The sequence below is a fragment of the Sphingomonas sp. AAP5 genome (genome assembly GCF_004354345.1).
Lineage (GTDB): Bacteria > Pseudomonadota > Alphaproteobacteria > Sphingomonadales > Sphingomonadaceae > Sphingomonas > Sphingomonas glacialis.
In genome coordinates, this window is sequence record NZ_CP037913.1 from 1,325,266 (window position 1) to 1,344,952 (window position 19,687).

Consider the following 19,687-nt stretch of genomic DNA (forward strand, 5'->3'; position numbering starts at 1 on the left):
GACCTTGACGCTCACTGCCCCCCTCCCGTTTGCGGGAGGGGCTGGGGGTGGGCACCCGGAATCGACGGTAGCTGCCGGTGATAGCGCGCGCCCACCCCCGACCCCTCCCGCAAGCGGGAGGGGGGAAGACGACGTTCACCCATGGTTATGCGTCGCAGTCCAATCGGCACGACCGCCCCACGTCTCGATCGAGCCCGAAACCGTGCACCCGCGCACGCCAGCCTCGATCGTCCCGATCGCGAACACCGTCTCGCCCGCGGCCTCGAGCCCGGCGGTCACCGCCGCGACCTCGTCCGCGGCCACCACAGCGACCATCCCGATCCCGCAATTGAAGGTCCGCGCCATTTCCTCGGGCTCGATATTGCCCTGCGCCTGGAGGAACGCCATCAGCCGCGGCTGCGCCCAGGCATCGGCGTCGATCTTCGCATGCGTGCCGTCGGGCAGCACGCGCGGGATGTTCTCGAGCAAGCCGCCGCCGGTGATGTGCGCGAGACCCTTGATCCGCTTCTCCGCCAGCAATGGCAGCAGCGCCTTCACGTAAATCCGCGTCGGCGCCATCAACGCATCGATCAGCAAGACGTCCGCATCGAACAGCGCCGGCCGGTCGAGCTTCCACCCCTTGTCGGCGGCAAGGCGGCGGACGAGCGAAAAGCCGTTCGAATGCACACCAGCCGAGGCGAGCCCCAACACGACGTCGCCCGGCGCGATCGCAGCGCCGGTCAGCACGCGATCGCGCTCTACCGCCCCAACGCAGAAGCCTGCGAGATCATAATCGTCGGCGGCGTACATCCCGGGCATCTCGGCCGTTTCACCACCGATCAGTGCGCAGCCCGCCTGGCGACAGCCCTCGGCGATCGAGGCGATCACGCGCTCGGCGACCGCGGGGTCGATCTTGGCGGTCGCATAATAATCGAGGAAGAAGAGCGGCTCGGCACCCTGGACGATCAGATCGTTCGCACACATCGCGACGAGATCAATCCCGACCCCGTCATGCGCATTGTGCTCGATCGCGAGCTTGAGCTTGGTCCCGACGCCGTCATTCGCCGCGACGAGCAGGGGATCGACGAACCCCGCCGCCTTGAGATCGAACAGACCGCCAAAGCCGCCAAGTTCCGCATCGGCACCCGGCCGACGCGTCGCCTTGGCGAGCGGTGCGATCGCGCGCACCAGCGCATTGCCAGCGGCAATCGAGACGCCCGCTTGGGCATAGGTGTAGGACTCGGTGTCCGGGTTCGTTTCGCTCATCGTGCCCGCCTAGCCATATCCTGCTTGGATTTCCACGCCTCCTTCGCCAAAAGGGCGCCGACATGACGATCCGCCGCCTTTCCACGACCGTAAAGTTCGCTGCGGCGCTCGCCCTGACCGCGTCGGGTGGGCTGGTGCTCGCGCAAGTCGACGATCCCGATCAAGGTGTCGCCGCCGCCGACAGCTCGGGCAGTTATGAAGTGAGCGGCATTCAAATCGACGTCACCGGCAAGAGCGCCGAAGCCGCGCGCTATGCCGGGTGGCGGATCGCGCAGCGTAAAGGTTGGGACATGCTGTCGCGCCGGATGGGCAGGGGCGGGGGCACGCTGCCCGACGGTACGCTCGACGCGATGGTGTCGGGGATTGTCGTCGAGAACGAACAGATCGGCCCCAACCGCTACGTCGCCAAGCTCGGCGTGCTCTTCAGCCGGGCGCGTGCCGGGTCGATCCTCGGCGTTTCGGCCGAGGCGTCGCGCTCGTCGCCGATGCTGACGATTCCGATCGAAGTGAGCGGCGGGGTCGCCACCGGCTTCGAACAGAAGACCGCCTGGCAGGACGCGTGGAGCCGCTATCGCACCGGCAACAGCGCGGTCGATTATGTCCGCCCGACCGGCACCGGCGCCGACGCGCTATTGCTCAACCTCGGCCAGACCGAACGTCCGGGTCGTGGCTGGTGGCGCGTCGTGCTCGATCAATATGGCGCGACCGATGTGCTCGTGCCCAAGGTCACGCTGCGTCGCGAATGGCCCGGCGGGCCGATCATCGGCGTGTTCGAGGCGCGGCATGGCCCCGACAATCGGCTCGTCACGCAATTCACGCTGCGCGTCGACCGCGCCGACGCACTCGCTGTTTTGCTCGACGCGGGCGTCAAGCGGATCGACGAAGCCTATCAGGCCGCGTTGCGCGGCGGCGGGCTCAGCGGCGATTCCGGCCTCGCCTATGTCACGCCCGTCGCCACGCCGACGCCGGTCGCCACGCCAACCGAAGTCGTCCCGATCGATCTCGGGATCGATGGCTTGCCGGGCCCCGCCGCGACCAAGAGCGGCGTTACGATCACGGTCCAGGTCGACACGCCCACCGCCGGCTCGGTCACGGGAACCGAGAGTGCGCTTCAGGCGATCCCTGGCGTTCGCTCGGCGATCACCACGAGTCTCGCGATCGGCGGCGTGTCGGTGCTGCGCGTCGCATATGACGCCGATCCGGCGGTATTGCGCGCCGCGCTCGAATCACGCGGTTGGAGCGTGAGCGCGAGTGGATCGACCCTCCGCATCCGCCGCGGCGGTTCGGCGGGGCAGGGGAGCCAGCCCACCCCTACCGATTCGCCGACGGGGTGATCTGATGCTCCCGGCACAAATGGCACTTCCGCTCGACTGGCCAGCCGATCCGCGTGACGATGAATTCCTGATCGGGGATTCGAACATGCGGGCGGTGCAGCAGCTCGAACATTGGAGCACCTGGCCCGTGATGGCCGTCGTCGTTACCGGCCCGCGCAAATCGGGCCGCAGCCTGCTCGCGCGCATCTTCGCCGCCAAGACCGGCGGCGGGTTGATCGACGATGCCGAGCGGCAGAACGAGACGAGCATCTTCCACGCGTGGAACCGCGCGCAGGAGGATCGCCGTCCGGTGGTGATCGTCGCCGACGCGCCGCCGCCCGAATGGTCGATCAAGCTCCCCGACCTGCGATCGCGGCTTGCCGCGAGCCCGACGGTGCGGATCGGCGATCCCGACGAGGCGCTGATGCGCGCAATCTTCGAGCGTCAGTTCCTCAGGCGTGGTATCGACGCGCGGCCGGAGGTGATTCAATGGCTCGTCCTGCGGGTGGAACGCACCCATATCAGCTTGCTGCGCACGGTCGATCTGCTCGACCAGGCGCTGTTGGCGCGGCACAAGCGCCTGTCTATCCCGCTCGCACGGGTGACGTTGATCGAAGCCGGACTGATCCCGGGCGCGGCACCCGACTTGTTCCCCGAATCGACGGAAACCCGATGACCCGCCCAGCCCATCTCGCGAGCCTGGACCATGACGACGATCCGTTTGCGGGCAGCGAGGGGAGCGACCGCTATTTCAACCGCGAGCTCTCCTGGCTCGCCTTCAACCGCCGCGTGCTCGAGGAAGCGTGCAACACCGCGCATCCGCTGCTCGAGCGCGTCCGCTTCCTGTCGATCTCGGGGTCGAACCTCGACGAATTCTTCATGGTGCGTGTGGCGGGGCTCAAGGGCCAGCAGCTTCAAGACGTCGCGCGGCTGTCGAACGACGGGCTGACGTCGGGCCAGCAGCTCGCCGCGATCGTTGCCGAGGCCGATGCGCTGGTGACGAGCCAGCGCGACGTGTGGCGAGATCTCCGGCGCCAGCTCGCCGAGACGGGCATCGCGGTGCTCAGCTCGCGCACGATCGACGAGGCGCTGTCTGGCGAGGATCTCGCCTGGCTCGAGACGCAGTTCCGCGAGCAGCTCTTCCCGATCCTGACCCCGCAAGCGCTCGACCCCGCGCATCCCTTCCCGTTCATCCCCAACAAGGGGCTGGCGGTGATGTTCGACCTCGTCCGCATCTCGGACGATCAGCCGATCCGCGAGCTCGTCATGATCCCCGCGCCGATGCCGCGGTTCCTGCGCCTGCCCGGCGAGAAGGCACGCTACATCGCGGTCGAATCGCTGGTGAAGCGTTTCGCCCCGCTTGTCTTCCCCGGCTACCGCGTGATCGGCGGCGCCGAGTTCCGCGTGCTGCGCGACAGCGATCTCGAGATCGAGGAAGAAGCCGAGGATCTCGTTCGCTACTTCGCCAACGCGATCAAGCGCCGCCGGCGCGGTCGCGTCATCCGGCTCGAACTCGAAAGCGGTATGCCCAAGCGGCTTGGCTCGGTGCTGCGCGACGAACTCGGCGGCGCGGATTGCTTCGTCACCGAGAGCGGTGCGTTTCTCGGCGTCGGCGATCTCGAGGCGATCGTCGACGAGGATCGTCCCGATCTCAAATTCCCGCCCTTCTCGCCGCGTTTCCCCGAGCGGGTTCGCGAATATGGTGGCGACTGCTTCGCCGCGATCAAGGCGAAGGACATCGTCGTCCACCACCCGTACGAGACCTTCGACGTGGTGCTCGCCTTCCTCAAGCAAGCCGCCGCCGACCCCGACGTCGTCGCGATCAAGCAGACGCTGTACCGCGCCGGCAAGCAGCCCGCCGTCATCAACGCGCTGATCGCCGCGGCCGAAGCGGGCAAGTCGGTCACCGCGGTGGTCGAATTGAAGGCGCGCTTCGACGAAGAGCAGAACCTGCTCTGGGCCTCGGCGCTCGAGCGCGCGGGCGTGCAGGTCGTCTATGGCTTTATCGACTGGAAGACGCACGCCAAGGTCTCGATGGTGGTGCGCCGCGAGAGCGGGCAATACCGCACCTACTGCCATTTCGGGACGGGCAATTACCACCCGATCACCGCCAAGGTGTATACCGACCTCAGCTTCTTCACCGCCGACCCGCGGCTCGGGCTCGATGCCGCGCAGATGTTCAATTACATCACCGGCTATGTCGAACCCGAGAACATGGCGCTGATCAGCCTATCGCCGCGCGACTTGCGCCCGCGGCTGATGCGGCTGATCGATACCGAGATCGCCAACGCCAAGGCCGGCCGCCCGGCCGCGATCTGGGCGAAGATGAACTCGGTGGTCGACCCGGCGGTGATCGACAAGCTCTACGAAGCGAGCGACGCCGGAGTGCAGATCGACCTCATCATTCGCGGGATCTGTTGTCTCAAGCCCGGTGTCCCGGGCCTGTCGGAGAACATCCGCGTGAAATCGGTGATCGGCCGCTTCCTCGAGCACAGCCGCATCTGGTGCTTCGGCAATGGCGGGATGCTGCCCAATGACGGCGCGCAGGTGTTCATTTCCTCCGCCGACTGGATGCAGCGCAATTTCGATCGCCGGATCGAATATATGCTGCCGATCGAGAACAAGACCGTCCACCAGCAGATCCTCGACCAGGTGATGGTCGCCAATCTGATCGACAACGAACAGAGTTGGGAGCTGCAGGGCGACGGGTCGTACGTCCGCACGCAGCCGGGCGACCGGCCGTTCAACCTGCATCGCTATTTCATGACCAACCCGTCGCTGTCGGGGCGCGGCGCCTCGCTCGCGGCGAGTGGTTCGGTGCCCAAGCTTTCGCTCCGAAATCGGCGCTAAGCCGATGGACACCACCCCCAGGATCTCGGCGGCGTCATCTGACAACGCTGTCTCCGGTAATCGCGTCGTCGCGCGCGAGCAGGATCCCGCCGAGCCGCGCACCGCGATCATCGATATCGGATCGAATTCGATCCGCCTGGTTGTCTATCAAGGGCCTGAGCGAATGCCCGCGACCTTGTTCAACGAGAAGGTGATGGCCGGGCTCGGCCGCGGCCTGGCCGAGACTGGCGCGATTGCCGAGACAGGCATCACGGTCGCCAAGGACGCGCTCGCGCGTTTCGCTGCTGTCGCGCGCGAGATGGAAGTGACCCGGCTGCGCACGGTCGCGACTGCGGCTGTGCGCGATGCCTCGAACGGCAAGGTTCTGCTCGATGCGGCGCGCGATCTCGGGCTCGAGGTCGAATTGCTCAGCGGCGAGCAGGAAGCGACCGGTGCCGGCTACGGCGTGTTGTCTGCGATCCCGCAGGCCGATGGTATCGTCGGCGATCTCGGCGGCGGCAGCCTCGAGCTGATCCGCATTCGTGGCGGCAAGGTCGGCGAGCGCGTGTCCTTCCCGCTCGGCGTCCTGCGCATCGGCGCGATCCGCGACAAGGGGCCGGGCGTGTTGCAGCGCGAGGTCGCGCGTGCGCTCGATCGCGCGGGCTGGACGGGGAAGGGGGCGGGGTTGCCGCTCTATCTCGTCGGCGGATCGTGGCGCGCGCTCGCACGGCTCGACATGCACCTCGGCAGTTACCCGCTTCCCGTGATCCACGAATATGCGATGTCCGCCGAAGCGATCGCGCGGATGGGGCGGACGATCAGCCACGTCAACAAGAGCTGGCTGCGCGCGATCCCGGGCCTGTCCGCCGCACGCGCGGCGACGCTGAGCGACGGGACCGCGCTGCTCGTTTCTTTGCTCAAACATCTCGGCAGCGACACCACGATCGTCTCGGCCTTCGGGCTGCGCGAAGGACTGCTCTACGGCGCGCTAGCCCCGGACGTCCGCGCGCAGGATCCGCTGATCGTTGCGACGCGCGACGAAGGCCGGCGGCATGGCCGCTTCGCCGAGCATGGCGACTTGCTCGATCGCTGGATCGCGCCGCTCTTCACGCGCGACCGGCCCGAAATGGCGCGACTGCGGCTCGCGGCGTGCTTGCTCGCCGATGTCGGCTGGCGCGCCAATCCCGAGTTCCGCGCCGAGCGCGGCGTCGAAGTCGCGCTCCACGGCAATTGGGTCGCGGTCGACGCGCGCGGTCGTGCGCTGATCGCACAGGCGCTCCACACGAGTCTGGGGGGCGGGGTCAACACGCCCGCGCCGCTCGCGGTGCTCGCCGATCCGCTCGACTTGAAGCGCGCGGTGCATTGGGGGCTGGCGATGCGGCTCGGGCAGCGGATGAGCGGCGGGCTGGCCGGACCGCTCCAGCGCTCGTCGCTCGCCGACGATGGCGAGACGGTGACGCTGCGCGTGAAGAGCAGCGATATCGCGCTATATAGCGAGACGGTCGAGCGGCGTCATGCCTCGCTGGCAACGGCGCTGGGACGCAAGGCGGTGATCGTAGAGTAGCCTCCCGTCACCCCGGGCTCGTCCCGGGGTCCACCGGGATACGCGCACAACACGCGCAGGACGCGCGGCACGGTGGACCCCGGCACAAGGCCGGGGTGACGGACGGGGTTAAGTCCGTCGAACGTCGACTAAACCGCGATATCCTCGGTCCGCGTCATCTTGAGCTTGCCGTTGACCACCGCAAACGCCAGCCGCCCCTCGACCAGATCGAGCGCGTCGCGCCCGAACTGCTCGAACCGCCAGCCCTGCAGGATCGACAGCCCCTCGCGCTGCCCAGCCGCGAGCGCGTCGATATCGTCTGTCCGAGCCAGCAACCGCGCGGCGACGTCGATTTCCTTCGAGCGGATCTTGAGCAGCAGCTTGAGCAGGTCGGCGACCAACGCGCCGTCCTTGCCCATGCCCGGCTTGCGGTCGTCGCGCGACGGCAGTTCGTCGGCCGACATCGGCTCGGCATGTTCGAGCGCCGCCATCAACCGCGCGCCGATATCGTTCTGCGCCCATGTGGCGGAAAGCCCGCGCACCTTGGCGAGATCAGCCTGCCGCTTGGGCGCGTGGCCCGCCAGATCCGCGATCGTCTCGTCCTTGACGATCCGCCCCCGTGGCAGATCCTTGCCGCGCGCCTCGATCTCGCGCCAGCGCGCCAGCGCCTTGAGCCGACCGAGCACCTCGGGCTTGCGGCTCGGCACCTTGATCCGGCGCCAGGCTTCCTCGGGATCGTTGGCATAATTCTTGGGATCGCCGAGCCGCTCCATCTCCTGGTCGAGCCACGCGCCGCGGCCGGTCTTGCGCAGCCGCTCGAGCATCTTCGGGAAGATCCGCGCGAGATGCGTCACGTCGCCGATCGCATATTCGATCTGGCGCGCGTCGAGCGGACGGCGGCTCCAGTCGGTGAAGCGCGCGCCCTTGTCGACCGTGATGCCGAGCCAGGCGTCGACGAGGTTCGAATAGCCGACCTGCTCGCCTTGCCCCAGCGCCATCGCTGCTACCTGGGTGTCGAACAGCGGATGCGGCGTCGTGCCGGTGAGGTTGTAGACGATCTCGAGGTCCTGCCCGCCGGCATGGAAGACCTTGAGCACGTCCTCGTTATTGACCATCAGCTGGAGCAGCGGGCTCATGTCGAGCCCCGGCACGAGCGGGTCGATCGCCGCCGCCTCGTTCTCATCGGCGATCTGGATCAGGCAGAGTTCCGGCCAGAAGGTGTTCTCGCGCATGAACTCGGTGTCGATGCAGACGAAATCGGCTTGCGACATTCGGGCGCAGAGATTGGCGAGGGTGGCACTGTCGGTGATCAGGGGATGGATATGCATCTCCACCCCATAGCGAGGGTCGCGCGCCTTGACAAAGGCGGGTTGTAGAGGGAAGCGCATCGACCATATTCGCCGCCGCCTCGGCGGAGGCCGGGGCCGCTGCGTTGTCACGCGTTGCGCTCCGATACACAGCGGCCCCGGCCTTCGCCGGGGCGACGAACATGAGAAGATCTATGCACGCTTATCGCACTCATACTTGCGCCCAGCTCCGCGCCGCGGACGTCGGCACCACGGTCAAGCTGTCGGGCTGGGTCCATCGCAAGCGCGATCACGGCAATCTGCTGTTCGTCGATCTGCGCGACCATTACGGCATCACCCAGATCGTCACCGACAGCGACAGCCCGGCGCACGCCGTGCTCGACAAGCTGCGCCCCGAGTCGGTCGTGACGATCACCGGCGAGGTCGTCGCGCGGTCGAGCGAGACGGTGAACGCCAACCTTCCCTCGGGCGAGATCGAAATCCGCGCGCGCGACGTCGTCGTCCAGTCGGTCGCGCATGAGCTGCCGATGCCGGTGTTCGGCGAGGCCGAATATCCCGAGGAAATCCGCCTCAAATATCGCTATCTCGATCTGCGCCGCGAGCGGCTCCACGCCAACGTGCTGCTGCGCTCGAACGTCATTTCGTCGCTGCGCCAGCGGATGATCGGGCAGGGGTTCACCGAATTCCAGACGCCGATCCTCACCGCCTCTTCGCCCGAAGGCGCGCGCGACTATCTCGTCCCCAGCCGCGTCCATCCCGGCAAGTTCTACGCGCTCCCGCAGGCGCCGCAGATGTTCAAGCAGCTGCTGATGGTCGCGGGCTTCGACCGCTATTTCCAGATCGCACCGTGCTTCCGCGACGAAGACGCGCGTGCCGATCGGTCTCCGGGTGAATTCTACCAGCTCGATTTCGAGATGAGCTACGTCACGCAGGACGACGTCTTCGCCGCGATCGAGCCCGTGCTCCACGGCGTGTTCGAGGAATTCGCCAACTGGCAGGGCAAGGGTCGCACCGTCTCGGCGCTGCCGTTCAAGCGCATCCCGTACCGCGAATCGATGCTCAAGTACGGCAACGACAAGCCTGACCTGCGCAACCCGCTGTTCATCACCGACGTGTCCGAGCACTTCAAGGGTTCGGGCTTCGGTCGCTTTGCCTCGATGGTCGAGGGCGGCGACGTCGTCCGCGCGATCGCGGCGCCGAACACGCACGAGAAGAGCCGCAAGTTCTTCGACGAGATGAACAGCTGGGCGCAGAGCGAAGGCTTCCCCGGCCTCGGCTATGCGACGCAGAAGGACGGCGTGTTCGGCGGCCCGATTGCCAACAACCACGGCCAGGACGGCATGAAGGCGATCGCCGAGGCGCTCGGCCTCGGCCCTAACGACGGCATCTTCTTCGCGGCCGGCAAGGCGGCGCAGGCGGCCAAGCTTGCCGGCCTCGCGCGCACCCGCGTTGCCGACCAGCTCGGCCTGATCGACGACAAGCGCTTCGAGTTCTGCTGGATCGTCGATTTCCCGATGTTCGAATATGACGAGGACGCCAAGAAGGTCGATTTCAGCCACAACCCCTTCTCGATGCCGCAAGGCGAGATGGAAGCGCTCGAGACCAAGGACCCGCTCGATATCCTGGCGTTCCAGTACGACATCGTCTGCAACGGCATCGAGCTGTCGTCGGGCGCGATCCGGAACCATCGCCCCGAGATCATGTACAAGGCGTTCGAGATTGCCGGCTACACCCAGGCCGATGTCGATACGAACTTCGCCGGCATGATCAACGCCTTCAAGTTCGGCGCGCCGCCGCACGGCGGCTCGGCGCCGGGCGTCGACCGCATCGTCATGCTGCTCGCCGACGAGCCCAACATCCGCGAGGTCATCACCTTCCCGATGACGCAGAAGGCCGAGGATCTGATGATGGGCGCGCCCAACTTCGCGACGCCCAAGCAGCTCAAGGAGTTGAACCTGCGTTCGACCGCCGGCGTCGCGACCGCGAAGCCCGCAGACGAAGCGGTGCGTCCGACCTAACGCTCTCTCGTTTCGGGAAGGGCTGGCGCAAAAAGGCTCCCCTCCCGCACGAGGGGGGCTGTGCCCGTAAACACTCCCCTCCCGCTTGCGGGAGGGGCTGGGGGAGGGCAGTGTCGTCCCATGACAACGAACCGCGCATTTTCTCTCCCAACCCCTCGCGCCAGCGGGAGGGAACTGTGACGATCCAACTCTCCGATTACGAATCGGGCAAACCGTTCGACGGCGATTACGATGCCGAGCTCAAAAAGCTCCAGACGCGCCTGTCGCATATCCAGGTCGCGCACATCGTCCACCGCAAGCGCGCGATCGTCCTGCTCGAAGGCTGGGATGCGGCGGGCAAGGGCGGCATCATCCAGCGGCTGTGCGCCGACTGGGATCCGCGCAATTTCGAGGTCTGGCCGATCAAGGCGCCGACACAGGACGAACTCGACCGGCACTTCCTGTGGCGCTTCTGGACCAAGCTCCCCGCGTGTGGCGACATCGCGGTGTTCGATCGCAGCTGGTACGGCCGTGTGCTCGTCGAGCGCGTCGAAGGCTATGCCAAGGACACCGAGTGGAAGCGCGGTTACGACGAGATCAACGAATTCGAGGCGCAGCAAGCCGATTCGGGAACGACGATCGTCAAGCTGTTCGTCCATGTCTCGACCAAGGAGCAGGACGAGCGGCTCGCCAGCCGGCTCGATCATCCCTGGAAGCGCTGGAAGACCGGCGCCGACGATTATCGCAACCGCGAGAAGCGGCCGGCGTATCTCGATGCGATGCACGACATGTTCAAGCGCACCGATACGCGCTGGGCGCCGTGGACGGTGATCGACGGCAACGACAAAAAAGCCGGCCGCATCGCCGCGCTCACCGCGATCGCCGAGCGGCTCGAGGCGCATGTCGACATGACGCCACCCGAGCTCGACCCGGAAATCGAGGCGATCGCGCGCAAGGCGCTGGCACGTAAGCCCTGACGGGCCGGCGCGTCAGCGACGCGCGATCAGATCCATAGCAGGACGAGCGGGACGATCGTTCCCGCGACGAGCATTGCGATCGAGACCCGTCGCATCGAGCGGATCGACAGTGCAATCACGACGCCCGTAATGGTCGAGGCGCACAAGGCGATCGACAGCAGGACGACGAAGATCTTGAGCGGCAGCGGGGACGGCCGCTTTGGGCCGGCGCGCTCGGCCTCGCCGCGCGGCTTGGCCGCTTCGCCGGTGGGCTTGGGTTGCTGGGCGCGCGGCGGGCGGGGCGGGCCTTGGTCCTTGTGGACGCTGGCGATCCACACGATCCAGTTCGGCGGCGTGCCGCCATAGCCGCGCGCTTCCTGGAGCCGGAAGGTTTGCAACGCACCGCTGACCGAGAACAGCAGGATCATCGGCGCGAAGAACAGGCCGAGATAATGGTGATAGCGGCGCAAGGTCCGCAGCGTGTTGGGTCTCATCCGCGATGTGCTACGCGAACGATACGACTCGGGCAATTGCGGACCTTACGCGGGTGCGAAGTCGCCCGTTTCGTCCATCACATGCAGCACGCCGTCGGCAATCGCGAAATAGGCGCCGCGCAACCGCAACGTCCCGGCGGATTCGGCCTCGCGGATGTTGGGGAAGGTGCGCAGATTGGCGATGCTGACGCGCACCGTTTCGAGCTCCATCTCGCGGATCGCGGCGGGGCCGGTGCCGTGCTCGGCGACGATCCGGTCGCGCGCCGAATCGAGCATGTCGATCCAATGCGCGATGAAGCCGCCTTCGCCCGGCGCCTTGCCCTCGAACGCGCGTGTCAGCGCCGCGTTCACGCCGCCGCACGATCCGTGGCCCATCACGACGATCTCGCCGACCTTGAGCTGGCTCACCGCGAATTCGAGCGCGGCCGAAACGCCGTGGCGCGACCCGTCGAGCTCGAACGGCGGCACCAGATTGGCGACGTTGCGCACGACGAAGATCTCGCCCGGCGACGTGTCGAATACCTGCGCTGGATCGACTCGGCTGTCCGAGCAAGCGATCACCATCACCTTGGGGCTCTGCCCCTCGGCCAATTCCGCCCAGCGGTCGCGCTGACGGATGTAGTCGGTGGAACGGAAGCGGTGATACCCGCCGACGAGGTCGCTGAAATCGGTCATGTGCTGCTTTTAACGGAGGAGAAGAGGGGGTGGCAAGCCGCGTCGTCAATCGCTATCTGCACAGCCATGAACGAGATGTCCCCGCTCGCCCGCCCGCCCCGTGAACGCAAGCCCGACTGGCTGCGGGTCAAAGCGCCCACTTCGGCGGGGTTCGCCGCGACCCGCGAACTGATGCGCTCGAAGAGCCTGACGACCGTGTGCGAAGAAGCGGCCTGCCCCAACATCGGCGAATGCTGGAGCAAGAAACACGCGACGGTGATGATCCTCGGCGATACCTGCACGCGCGCCTGCGCGTTCTGCAACGTCAAGACGGGGATGCCGCGCGCGGTCGACAAACTCGAGCCCCAGAACGTCGCCGATGCGGCGGCGCAGATGGGGTTGCAGCACATCGTCGTCACCTCGGTCGATCGGGATGATCTGCCCGACGGCGGCGCGTCGCAGTTCGTCAAGGTGATCCAGGCGCTCCGCGCGACCACGCCGATGACGACGATCGAAATTCTTACCCCCGATTTCCGCAACAAGACGCAAGCCGCGGTCGAGTCGATCGTCGAGGCCGGCCCCGACGTCTACAATCACAATCTCGAGACCGTTCCTCGGCTTTACACAACTATCCGCCCGGGTGCCCGCTACTACGCATCGCTGCGCTTGCTTGAGAGCGTCAAGCGCCACGACCCGCGGATCTTCACCAAGTCGGGCGTCATGCTCGGACTCGGCGAGGAGCGGCTCGAAGTCCATCAAGTGATGGACGACATGCGCAGCGCCGAAATCGACTTCCTGACGATGGGGCAGTATCTCCAGCCCACCCCGCGCCACGCCAAGGTGATGGACTTCATCCCGCCAGCTACGTTCGACGCGTATGCAGCGATCGCGCGCGCGAAGGGCTTCCTGCTCGTGGCAAGCTCGCCGCTGACGCGCTCGAGCTATCACGCCGGCGACGATTTCGCCCGCCTGCGTGCCGCGCGTGAGGCAAAGTTCGCAGTCCGGTAATGCCGCGTCATTCCGAAACCCGGCGATTGCCTTACACTCCCGAGCAGATGTTCGATCTGGTCGCCGATGTCGGCCGTTATGCCGAGTTCCTGCCATGGGTCTCGGCGATCCGCGTCCGCTCGAACAGCGCGACCGAGCTTACCGCCGACATGATCGTCGGCTTCAAGGGCCTGCGCGAGACCTTCACCTCGAAGGTCGACAAGGAACGCCCCAACCGCATCCATGTCGAGTATCTCGACGGGCCGCTCAAATATCTGCGCAACGACTGGGTGTTCCGGCCCGACGGGGCGGGTTGCGCGGTCGACTTCACCGTCGACTTCGCGTTCAAGAACCGCGTCTTCGAAATGCTCGCGGGCCAGGTGTTCGGCACCGCACTGCGCAAGATGATCGGCGCGTTCGAGGACCGCGCGGCGGTGCTTTACGCGTCGCCCGCGGCCTCGGGTGGCAATAGCAGCTCGAGCGCGCACAGCGCCGCCTGAAGCCGCACGCCGCCGCGTCCGAGATTGCCGAAATCCTTGCGATCCGCGACGACATGTCCAGGGTCGGCACCGCGTTCGGCGCGTGCGAAGACGACGGTGCCGACAGGCTTCTTCTCGGTCCCACCGCCTGGCCCCGCGACGCCGGTAATGGCCACGGCAATGTCGGCGCCAGTCGCCTCGAGCGCGCCCTGCGCCATGCTCCACGCGGTCGCCACCGACACCGCCCCGAACGTCTCGAGCACATCGGCGCTGACGTTGAGCATCTCGAGCTTGGCGTCGTTCGAATAGGTCACGAAACCGCTCTCGAACATTTCGGACGACCCCGGGATTTCGGTCAGCGCCGCCGCGACGAGCCCGCCGGTGCAGCTTTCCGCCAGCGTCACGCGGCGTCCGGCCGCGAGATTGGCGGTGACGACTTTGCGCGCTGCCTCGACCAGCTCGGCGGGCAGGATCGAATCGATCTTATCCATGGGTCGGGCAAATCGAAAAGGGCGCGCGCGTCTTGCTGCGGTCGGTGCCGAGCTGGAACAGTTCGACCACCAGCGCGGCGGTGTTGGCGACGGGCAGGGGAGCGAGCAGCCCGGTGATGCGATCGATCCGCGGGCAGTCGCCGGGCTTGATGTCCTTGGCGATCAGCGGCCCCATGATCGTCGAGATCAGCGGGCGCAGCACGTCGGGGTTCATGTCACGCAGCTGTTCACCGCCGAGCTTGCCGATCGCCGGCTTGGCGGCGACCCAGGCCGCATCGCCATTGGCGCGATAGCGCGCGATCAGCGCGGGGAGCCCCGCGCGCAGCGTCGCCGTCGCCGGGAGCGCCGTCGCACACGTCTTGCCGACCGCGTCGAGCACGTCGGGCAGCGCGACCTGGACGAGCGACTGCCCTTCTTGCGTCGTGAGGCATGGCAGGTCGGTCGGGGCCGCCTGCGCGCCGACCATCGCGGTCGCCCCGATCCAGAGTGCCGCGAATGTGCGCAATCGCTTCATTTCTTGCCCCCTGGAACGCGGACCGTCGCCGCCGCCTGCGCCGCAATGCCTTCGCCACGCCCGGTGAAGCCGAGCCGCTCCGTCGTCGTTGCCTTGATGCTGACCTGATCCGTGGCGAGCTGCAAGAGGTCTGCGATCCGGTCGCGCATCGCGGCGCGGTGCGGGCCGATCTTGGGCTCCTCGCACATCAATGTCAGGTCGACGAAATCGATGATCCCGCCGCGCTCGGTGATGAGCGAGGCAGCATGTTGTAGGAACTGCGCTGAATCGGCACCGCGCCACTGCGGGTCGCTCGGCGGAAAGTGCGTGCCGATATCGCCCGCCGCGATCGTGCCAAGCAGCGCATCGGTGATCGCGTGGAGCGCGACGTCGGCGTCGCTGTGTCCCGACAGGCCCTTGTCATGCGGGATCCGCACGCCGCCAAGCCAGAGCTCCTCGCCGACCGCGAGCCGATGGACGTCGAAGCCCGTCGCCATGCGCGTGCGCAGCGTGCTGGCGAGGCGGTCCTCGGCAGCGGCGAAATCGGCGGGGTGGGTGATCTTCTCGAGCATGGGGTCTCCTGCGACCAGCGCGACGCTGCCGCCGGCGGCACGCACCATCTGCGCGTCGTCGGTCGGTTCGTCACCCGATCCGTCATTTGGCCAGCCGCGATGCGCGGCGAGGGCGGTTGGAAAGAGAAAGGCCTGTGGTGTCTGGATGCGATGGAGCGAGTCGCGCGGCACGGTTTCCCCGAGGTCGGCATTGCCCTTGGCGAGCGTGTCGGCGACGGGGAGGGCGGGTACGGCGCCGTCATGCGTATCGAGCGCGGCGAGCAGTCGATCGATGACCGCGGCGCTGAGGAACGGCCGGGCGGCGTCATGGATCAGGACTCGCGCTACCCCATCCGTCGCCCCGGCGGAGGCCGGGGCCGCTGCGTTGTTCGCGTCGTCCGTCGAAACGAGGCGGCCCCGGCCTTCGCCGGGGCGACGATCGAGCGCTTCCAGGCCGGCGAGCACCGACAACCGCCGCGAAGCGCCGCCGATCACATACTCCACATCGCCCACAGCCTCGCTCAACGCAGCTTCCTGCCCGGCCCCGATCACGACGATCACCCGGTCGATCGCCGGATGCGCTGACAGCGCAGCATAAGAGTGCGCCAGCACGGCCTTGCCGCCGAGCGGTGCGTATTGCTTGGGGATCGGGCTGCCCGAGCGCACGCCGGTTCCGGCGGCGACGATCAACGCAGCGGTGCGGGGGTTCGTCATGCGATGAGCGCCTAGCCCAACCGCGCGCGACCCGCCAGCCCAGCCGCATATGCTTGCCGCTTCGCGCCCTTTCCCCTATAGGCTGCCCGCTTTTCAGGCAGACCCTATCCCGTGACTTCGCGCCTCGCCCCGCTCCAGATTGGCCCCGTGACGATCGCCTCGCCGGTGATTCTCGCACCGATGACGGGCGTCACCGACATGCCGTTCCGCACGCTGGTGCGGCGCTATGGTTCGGGGCTCAACGTCACCGAGATGGTGGCGAGCCAGGCCGCGATCCGTGAGACGCGCCAGTCGCTGCAAAAGGCCGCCTGGGCGCCGATCGAGAACCCCGTCTCGATGCAGCTGGTCGGCTGCACGCCGTACGAAATGGGCGAGGCGGCCAAGCTCAGCGAAGATCGCGGCGCCGCGATCATCGACATCAACATGGGCTGCCCGGTGCGCAAGGTCACCAACGGCGATGCCGGCTCGGCGCTGATGCGCGATCTCGACATGGCCGGGGCCATCATCAAGGGCGTCGTCGATGCGGTCAGCGTTCCCGTCACGCTGAAGATGCGGATGGGCTGGGACCATGCGAGCCTCAACGCGCCAGAACTCGCCCAGATCGCGCAGGACCTCGGCGTCAAGCTCGTCACCGTCCACGGTCGCACGCGCAACCAGATGTACAAGGGCAATGCCGACTGGGCGTTCATCCGCTCGGTCAAGAACTCGGTGAGCATCCCGGTGATCGCCAATGGCGACATCAATTCGATCGAGGACGCCGAGGCGGCGCTCGAACAGTCGGGCGCCGACGGCATCATGATCGGCCGCGGATCGTACGGCCGCCCGTGGCTGCTCGGTCAGGTGATGGAATGGTTCGCCACTGGCCGGCGCGTCGAAGATCCCTCGATCGAAGAGCAATACACCGTCATTGCTGAGCATTACGAAGCGATGCTCAGCCATTACGGCAACGAGACCGGCGTCAACATGGCGCGCAAGCATATCGGCTGGTACACGCGCGGCCTCCACGGCTCGGCCGAGTTCCGCAACAAGGTCAACCAGATCCCCGACCCCAAGGTCGTCAAGGCGATGCTCGCCGAATTCTACGCCCCCTGGTGCAGCCGCGCCGCCGCGTGAAGGCGATCGGGGGACCAGATTTCGCCGATCTGTTTGCGGCGCTGCCCGTGGCGGTGCTCGTCGTCGATGACACCGGCTGCATCGTCTTCGCCAATGCCGAATGCGAGACGTTGCTCAACCTCTCGGAACGCGCGATGCTCGGCCATCCGCTCGTCTCGGTGATGACCCCGCCGAGCCAGCCAAACGCCCGCGACAATCACGGCCTCGCCGCGTTCGACACCGAGATCGCGCTCAAGCGCGGCGGCAAGATCCGCGTCGACTATATCGAGACGCGCGTTGCCGATCATCCCGGCTGGCACACGATCACGCTGCACCATGCCGCCACCTCGCGCCGGATGGGGCACAGCGCCGACCGCGCCGCAGCGGCGCGCGCCGCGATCGGCGCGGCGGCGATGCTCGCGCATGAGATCAAGAACCCGCTCTCGGGCATTCGCGGCGCGGCGCAATTGCTGTCGAAGGGGAAGGGCGCCGAGGAACTGACGACGCTCATCACCACCGAGGTGGACCGCATCGCCGCGCTGATCGACCGGATGCAAGATTTCACCGATACGCGGCCCTTGAAGCTCGCGCCCGAGAACATCTATCCGCTGCTCGGCCATGCGCGCCGCGTCGCGCTCGCCGGCTTTGCGCGCCACGTGACGATCGAGGAGCGGTTCGATCCGTCGCTCCCCACGGTCCAGCTCGATCGCGACGCGATCCTCCAGGTCGTGCTCAACCTGCTCAAGAATGCGAGCGAGGCGACGAGCGAACAGGCCGATGCGCGGATCACGCTCGCCACCGCCTATCGTCACGGCATGGCGGTCGCGCCCGCCCCCGGAAAGCCGCGTCAGCGCTTGCCGATCGAGATCTGCGTGAGCGACAATGGCCCCGGGCCACCCGCCGACATTGCCGAACATCTGTTCGACCCGTTCATCTCGGGCAAGCCGGAGGGGCAGGGGCTCGGCCTCGCGCTCGTCGACAAGCTGGTGCGCGACATGGGCGGGATCATCCAGTTCGCGCGCGAGGGAGCCCCGCCAATGACCGTCTTCCGCATCCTGCTCCCGCGAGGCGATGCGTGAGCCGCACCGGCCGGATCCTCGTTCTCGACGACGATGCCGCGATCCGCACCGTCGTCGGGCAAGCGCTAAAGCGCGACGGCCACCGCGTGCTGACCGCCGCGACGATCGCCGAGGCCGAGGTGCAGCTCGCGACGGCTTTGCCAGACGTGCTGATCAGTGACGTCAAGCTGCCAGACGGCAACGGGCTCGATCTGGTCGAGCGTATCGTGCTGGCGCATCCCGGGCTCCCCGTCATCGTGCTGTCGGCGCAGAACACGCTGACGACGGCGGTGCGATCGACCGAAGTCGGCGCGTTCGATTATCTGCCCAAGCCCTTCGATCTCGATGCGCTCTCACGCACCGTGCAGAGCGCGCTGTCGCGTGGGTCGGGCGGCATCGCGGAGCCGATCGAGGCCGAGGACCGCGCGCTGCCGCTGATCGGGCGATCGCCCGCGATGCAGGACGTCTACCGCATCATCGCGCGCGTCGTGTCGAACGACCTGACTGTACTCGTCTCGGGCGAATCGGGGACCGGCAAGGAGCTCGTCGCGCGCGCGATCCATGATTTGGGCCCGCGCCGCCGCTCGCCGTTCATCGCGCTCAACATGGCGGCGATCCCGCGCGATCTGATCGAGGCCGAGCTGTTCGGTCATGAACGCGGCGCCTTTACCGGCGCGCAGGCGCGCTCGGCCGGGCGCTTCGAGCAGGCTGCGGGCGGCACTTTGTTCCTCGACGAGATCGGCGACATGCCGATGGAAGCGCAGACGCGGCTGCTGCGCGTGCTGCAATCGGGCGAGTTCACCACGGTCGGCGGCGCGCGGACGATTCGGGCGGACGTCCGAATCGTTGCAGCGACCAATCGCGAGCTCGCACAGCTCGTCGCGAGCGGGCAATTCCGCGAAGATCTGTTCTACCGCCTCAATGTCGTGCCCGTGATGCTGCCCGCGCTTCGCGCCCGGCGGCAGGACATCGCGCTGCTGGCGCGGCATTTCCTCGACCGTGCGGCCGAGGATGGGCTACCGCGCAAGCAGCTCGATACCGATGCGATCGCCGTGCTCGAAGCCTATGACTGGCCCGGCAACGTCCGCGAGCTCGAGAACATGATGCGCCGCGTCGCCGTGCTCGCGCGCGACGAGCGAATCGACGCCGACGAGGTCCGCGCGACGCTCGGCGGAGCGGTGCCGTCGATTGCGACGCACGTCGACGCCGGCATCGATGCGGCGATCCGTGCGCGGATCGAGCGACTGGCGATCGAGGAACCTGCAGCACTCGACGACGGAACGCTCTATGACCGGATCATCGCCGAGGTCGAACGGCCGCTGATCGAGGCGCTCCTCGCGCGGCACGGGCAGAACCAAGTGCGCACCGCGCGGGCGCTCGGGATCAACCGCAATACGCTGCGCAAACGACTCGACGTGCTTGGAATCGACCCCTGATCGGCCCTCGACGACGCCGGGAAGGGGGCCCGAAGGGGGCCGAAGTGC

General features: G+C 67.2%; 18 protein-coding genes. 11 read left to right on the forward strand and 7 right to left on the reverse strand.

The window, feature by feature from the left end; genetic code table 11:
- Window positions 1-135: 135 nt before the first annotated feature.
- Window positions 136-1,245 carry a phosphoribosylformylglycinamidine cyclo-ligase gene (purM, locus tag E2E30_RS06050; protein WP_133188165.1) on the reverse strand — a complete coding sequence of 370 codons (1,110 nt, stop codon included), beginning with the start codon at window positions 1,243-1,245 and terminating at the stop codon, window positions 136-138.
- Window positions 1,246-1,307: 62 nt separating this feature from the next.
- On the opposite strand from purM, the gene E2E30_RS06055 reads away from it, so the two are divergent.
- The 4 genes from E2E30_RS06055 to E2E30_RS06070 are packed head-to-tail and all read left to right on the forward strand — an operon-like array spanning window position 1,308 to window position 6,951.
- The gene (locus E2E30_RS06055) at window positions 1,308-2,579 is read left to right on the forward strand and encodes a heavy-metal-associated domain-containing protein (protein WP_133188167.1); all 1,272 of its coding nucleotides are present in this window, start codon (window positions 1,308-1,310) and stop codon (window positions 2,577-2,579) included.
- Between the two features lie 19 nt (window positions 2,580-2,598).
- Window positions 2,599-3,234 carry an HdaA/DnaA family protein gene (locus E2E30_RS06060; RefSeq protein WP_133191952.1) on the forward strand — a complete coding sequence of 212 codons (636 nt, stop codon included), beginning with the start codon at window positions 2,599-2,601 and terminating at the stop codon, window positions 3,232-3,234.
- A complete protein-coding gene (locus E2E30_RS06065) occupies window positions 3,231-5,408 on the forward strand; it encodes an RNA degradosome polyphosphate kinase (protein WP_133188169.1) in 2,178 nt (725 codons plus the stop codon). The genes E2E30_RS06060 and E2E30_RS06065 overlap by 4 nt, the downstream gene beginning before the upstream one ends.
- A gap of 4 nt (window positions 5,409-5,412) precedes the next feature.
- Entirely contained in the window at window positions 5,413-6,951 is a 1,539-nt protein-coding gene (locus E2E30_RS06070) for a Ppx/GppA family phosphatase (protein ID WP_240699051.1), read from the forward strand.
- A 128-nt stretch (window positions 6,952-7,079) separates the two neighbouring features.
- On the opposite strand, the gene rnd is transcribed toward E2E30_RS06070, so the two are convergent.
- A complete protein-coding gene (rnd, locus tag E2E30_RS06075) occupies window positions 7,080-8,258 on the reverse strand; it encodes a ribonuclease D (RefSeq protein ID WP_133188171.1) in 1,179 nt (392 codons plus the stop codon).
- A gap of 173 nt (window positions 8,259-8,431) precedes the next feature.
- On the opposite strand from rnd, the gene aspS reads away from it, so the two are divergent.
- Both aspS and E2E30_RS06085 read left to right on the forward strand, forming a co-directional pair.
- Window positions 8,432-10,255 (forward strand): aspartate--tRNA ligase, encoded by a 1,824-nt coding sequence (aspS, locus tag E2E30_RS06080; protein WP_133188173.1) that lies wholly within the window; start codon window positions 8,432-8,434, stop codon window positions 10,253-10,255.
- A 176-nt stretch (window positions 10,256-10,431) separates the two neighbouring features.
- Window positions 10,432-11,211, forward strand: coding sequence for a polyphosphate kinase 2 family protein (locus tag E2E30_RS06085; RefSeq protein WP_133188175.1), 780 nt, complete (start codon window positions 10,432-10,434; stop codon window positions 11,209-11,211).
- A gap of 26 nt (window positions 11,212-11,237) precedes the next feature.
- Here the strand turns inward: E2E30_RS06085 and E2E30_RS06090 are convergent, their stop codons facing one another.
- Window positions 11,238-11,684: a hypothetical protein gene (locus E2E30_RS06090; protein ID WP_133188177.1), complete on the reverse strand. Its 447-nt coding sequence runs from the start codon at window positions 11,682-11,684 to the stop codon at window positions 11,238-11,240.
- A gap of 45 nt (window positions 11,685-11,729) precedes the next feature.
- Window positions 11,730-12,359, reverse strand: coding sequence for a carbonic anhydrase (locus E2E30_RS06095; protein ID WP_133188179.1), 630 nt, complete (start codon window positions 12,357-12,359; stop codon window positions 11,730-11,732).
- Between the two features lie 66 nt (window positions 12,360-12,425).
- Here E2E30_RS06095 and lipA point away from each other — a divergent pair, with 66 nt between their 5' ends.
- Together lipA and E2E30_RS06105 are read left to right on the forward strand one after the other, a co-directional pair.
- Window positions 12,426-13,346, forward strand: coding sequence for a lipoyl synthase (gene lipA, locus E2E30_RS06100; RefSeq protein WP_133188181.1), 921 nt, complete (start codon window positions 12,426-12,428; stop codon window positions 13,344-13,346).
- Entirely contained in the window at window positions 13,346-13,825 is a 480-nt protein-coding gene (locus tag E2E30_RS06105; protein WP_133188183.1) for a type II toxin-antitoxin system RatA family toxin, read from the forward strand. The genes lipA and E2E30_RS06105 overlap by 1 nt, the downstream gene beginning before the upstream one ends.
- On the opposite strand, the gene E2E30_RS06110 is transcribed toward E2E30_RS06105, so the two are convergent.
- From E2E30_RS06110 to ispF, 3 genes are read right to left on the reverse strand one after another with little or no spacing between them, the layout of a single operon-like run.
- On the reverse strand, window positions 13,765-14,295 hold the full coding sequence (locus E2E30_RS06110) for a CinA family protein (RefSeq protein ID WP_133188185.1): 531 nt from the start codon (window positions 14,293-14,295) through the stop codon (window positions 13,765-13,767). The genes E2E30_RS06105 and E2E30_RS06110 overlap by 61 nt on opposite strands.
- Window positions 14,288-14,809 (reverse strand): hypothetical protein, encoded by a 522-nt coding sequence (locus E2E30_RS06115; protein ID WP_133188187.1) that lies wholly within the window; start codon window positions 14,807-14,809, stop codon window positions 14,288-14,290. Before E2E30_RS06115 ends, E2E30_RS06110 begins: the two co-directional genes overlap by 8 nt.
- A complete protein-coding gene (gene ispF, locus E2E30_RS06120; RefSeq protein ID WP_133188189.1) occupies window positions 14,806-16,053 on the reverse strand; it encodes a 2-C-methyl-D-erythritol 2,4-cyclodiphosphate synthase in 1,248 nt (415 codons plus the stop codon). The genes E2E30_RS06115 and ispF overlap by 4 nt, the downstream gene beginning before the upstream one ends.
- A 111-nt stretch (window positions 16,054-16,164) precedes the next feature.
- On the opposite strand from ispF, the gene dusB reads away from it, so the two are divergent.
- From dusB to ntrC, 3 genes are read left to right on the forward strand one after another with little or no spacing between them, the layout of a single operon-like run.
- The gene (gene dusB, locus E2E30_RS06125; RefSeq protein WP_133188191.1) at window positions 16,165-17,166 is read left to right on the forward strand and encodes a tRNA dihydrouridine synthase DusB; all 1,002 of its coding nucleotides are present in this window, start codon (window positions 16,165-16,167) and stop codon (window positions 17,164-17,166) included.
- Window positions 17,142-18,224, forward strand: coding sequence for a two-component system sensor histidine kinase NtrB (locus tag E2E30_RS06130; RefSeq protein WP_133188193.1), 1,083 nt, complete (start codon window positions 17,142-17,144; stop codon window positions 18,222-18,224). The genes dusB and E2E30_RS06130 overlap by 25 nt, the downstream gene beginning before the upstream one ends.
- The gene (gene ntrC / locus E2E30_RS06135; RefSeq protein ID WP_133188195.1) at window positions 18,221-19,639 is read left to right on the forward strand and encodes a nitrogen regulation protein NR(I); all 1,419 of its coding nucleotides are present in this window, start codon (window positions 18,221-18,223) and stop codon (window positions 19,637-19,639) included. Before E2E30_RS06130 ends, ntrC begins: the two co-directional genes overlap by 4 nt.
- The last annotated feature ends 48 nt before the right edge of the window (window positions 19,640-19,687 follow it).

Excerpts from the sequence above, each read along its gene's own strand:
- purM (WP_133188165.1), bottom strand. The coding sequence starts at position 1,245 with ATGAGCGAAACGAACCCGGACACCGAGTCCTACACCTATGCCCAAGCG.
- E2E30_RS06055 (WP_133188167.1), top strand. The coding sequence starts at position 1,308 with ATGACGATCCGCCGCCTTTCCACGACCGTAAAGTTCGCTGCGGCGCTC.
- E2E30_RS06060 (WP_133191952.1), top strand. The coding sequence starts at position 2,599 with ATGGCACTTCCGCTCGACTGGCCAGCCGATCCGCGTGACGATGAATTC.
- E2E30_RS06065 (WP_133188169.1), top strand. The coding sequence starts at position 3,231 with ATGACCCGCCCAGCCCATCTCGCGAGCCTGGACCATGACGACGATCCG.
- E2E30_RS06070 (WP_240699051.1), top strand. The coding sequence starts at position 5,413 with ATGGACACCACCCCCAGGATCTCGGCGGCGTCATCTGACAACGCTGTC.
- rnd (WP_133188171.1), bottom strand. The coding sequence starts at position 8,258 with ATGCATATCCATCCCCTGATCACCGACAGTGCCACCCTCGCCAATCTC.
- aspS (WP_133188173.1), top strand. The coding sequence starts at position 8,432 with ATGCACGCTTATCGCACTCATACTTGCGCCCAGCTCCGCGCCGCGGAC.
- E2E30_RS06090 (WP_133188177.1), bottom strand. The coding sequence starts at position 11,684 with ATGAGACCCAACACGCTGCGGACCTTGCGCCGCTATCACCATTATCTC.
- E2E30_RS06095 (WP_133188179.1), bottom strand. The coding sequence starts at position 12,359 with ATGACCGATTTCAGCGACCTCGTCGGCGGGTATCACCGCTTCCGTTCC.
- lipA (WP_133188181.1), top strand. The coding sequence starts at position 12,426 with ATGAACGAGATGTCCCCGCTCGCCCGCCCGCCCCGTGAACGCAAGCCC.
- E2E30_RS06105 (WP_133188183.1), top strand. The coding sequence starts at position 13,346 with ATGCCGCGTCATTCCGAAACCCGGCGATTGCCTTACACTCCCGAGCAG.
- E2E30_RS06110 (WP_133188185.1), bottom strand. The coding sequence starts at position 14,295 with ATGGATAAGATCGATTCGATCCTGCCCGCCGAGCTGGTCGAGGCAGCG.
- E2E30_RS06115 (WP_133188187.1), bottom strand. The coding sequence starts at position 14,809 with ATGAAGCGATTGCGCACATTCGCGGCACTCTGGATCGGGGCGACCGCG.
- ispF (WP_133188189.1), bottom strand. The coding sequence starts at position 16,053 with ATGACGAACCCCCGCACCGCTGCGTTGATCGTCGCCGCCGGAACCGGC.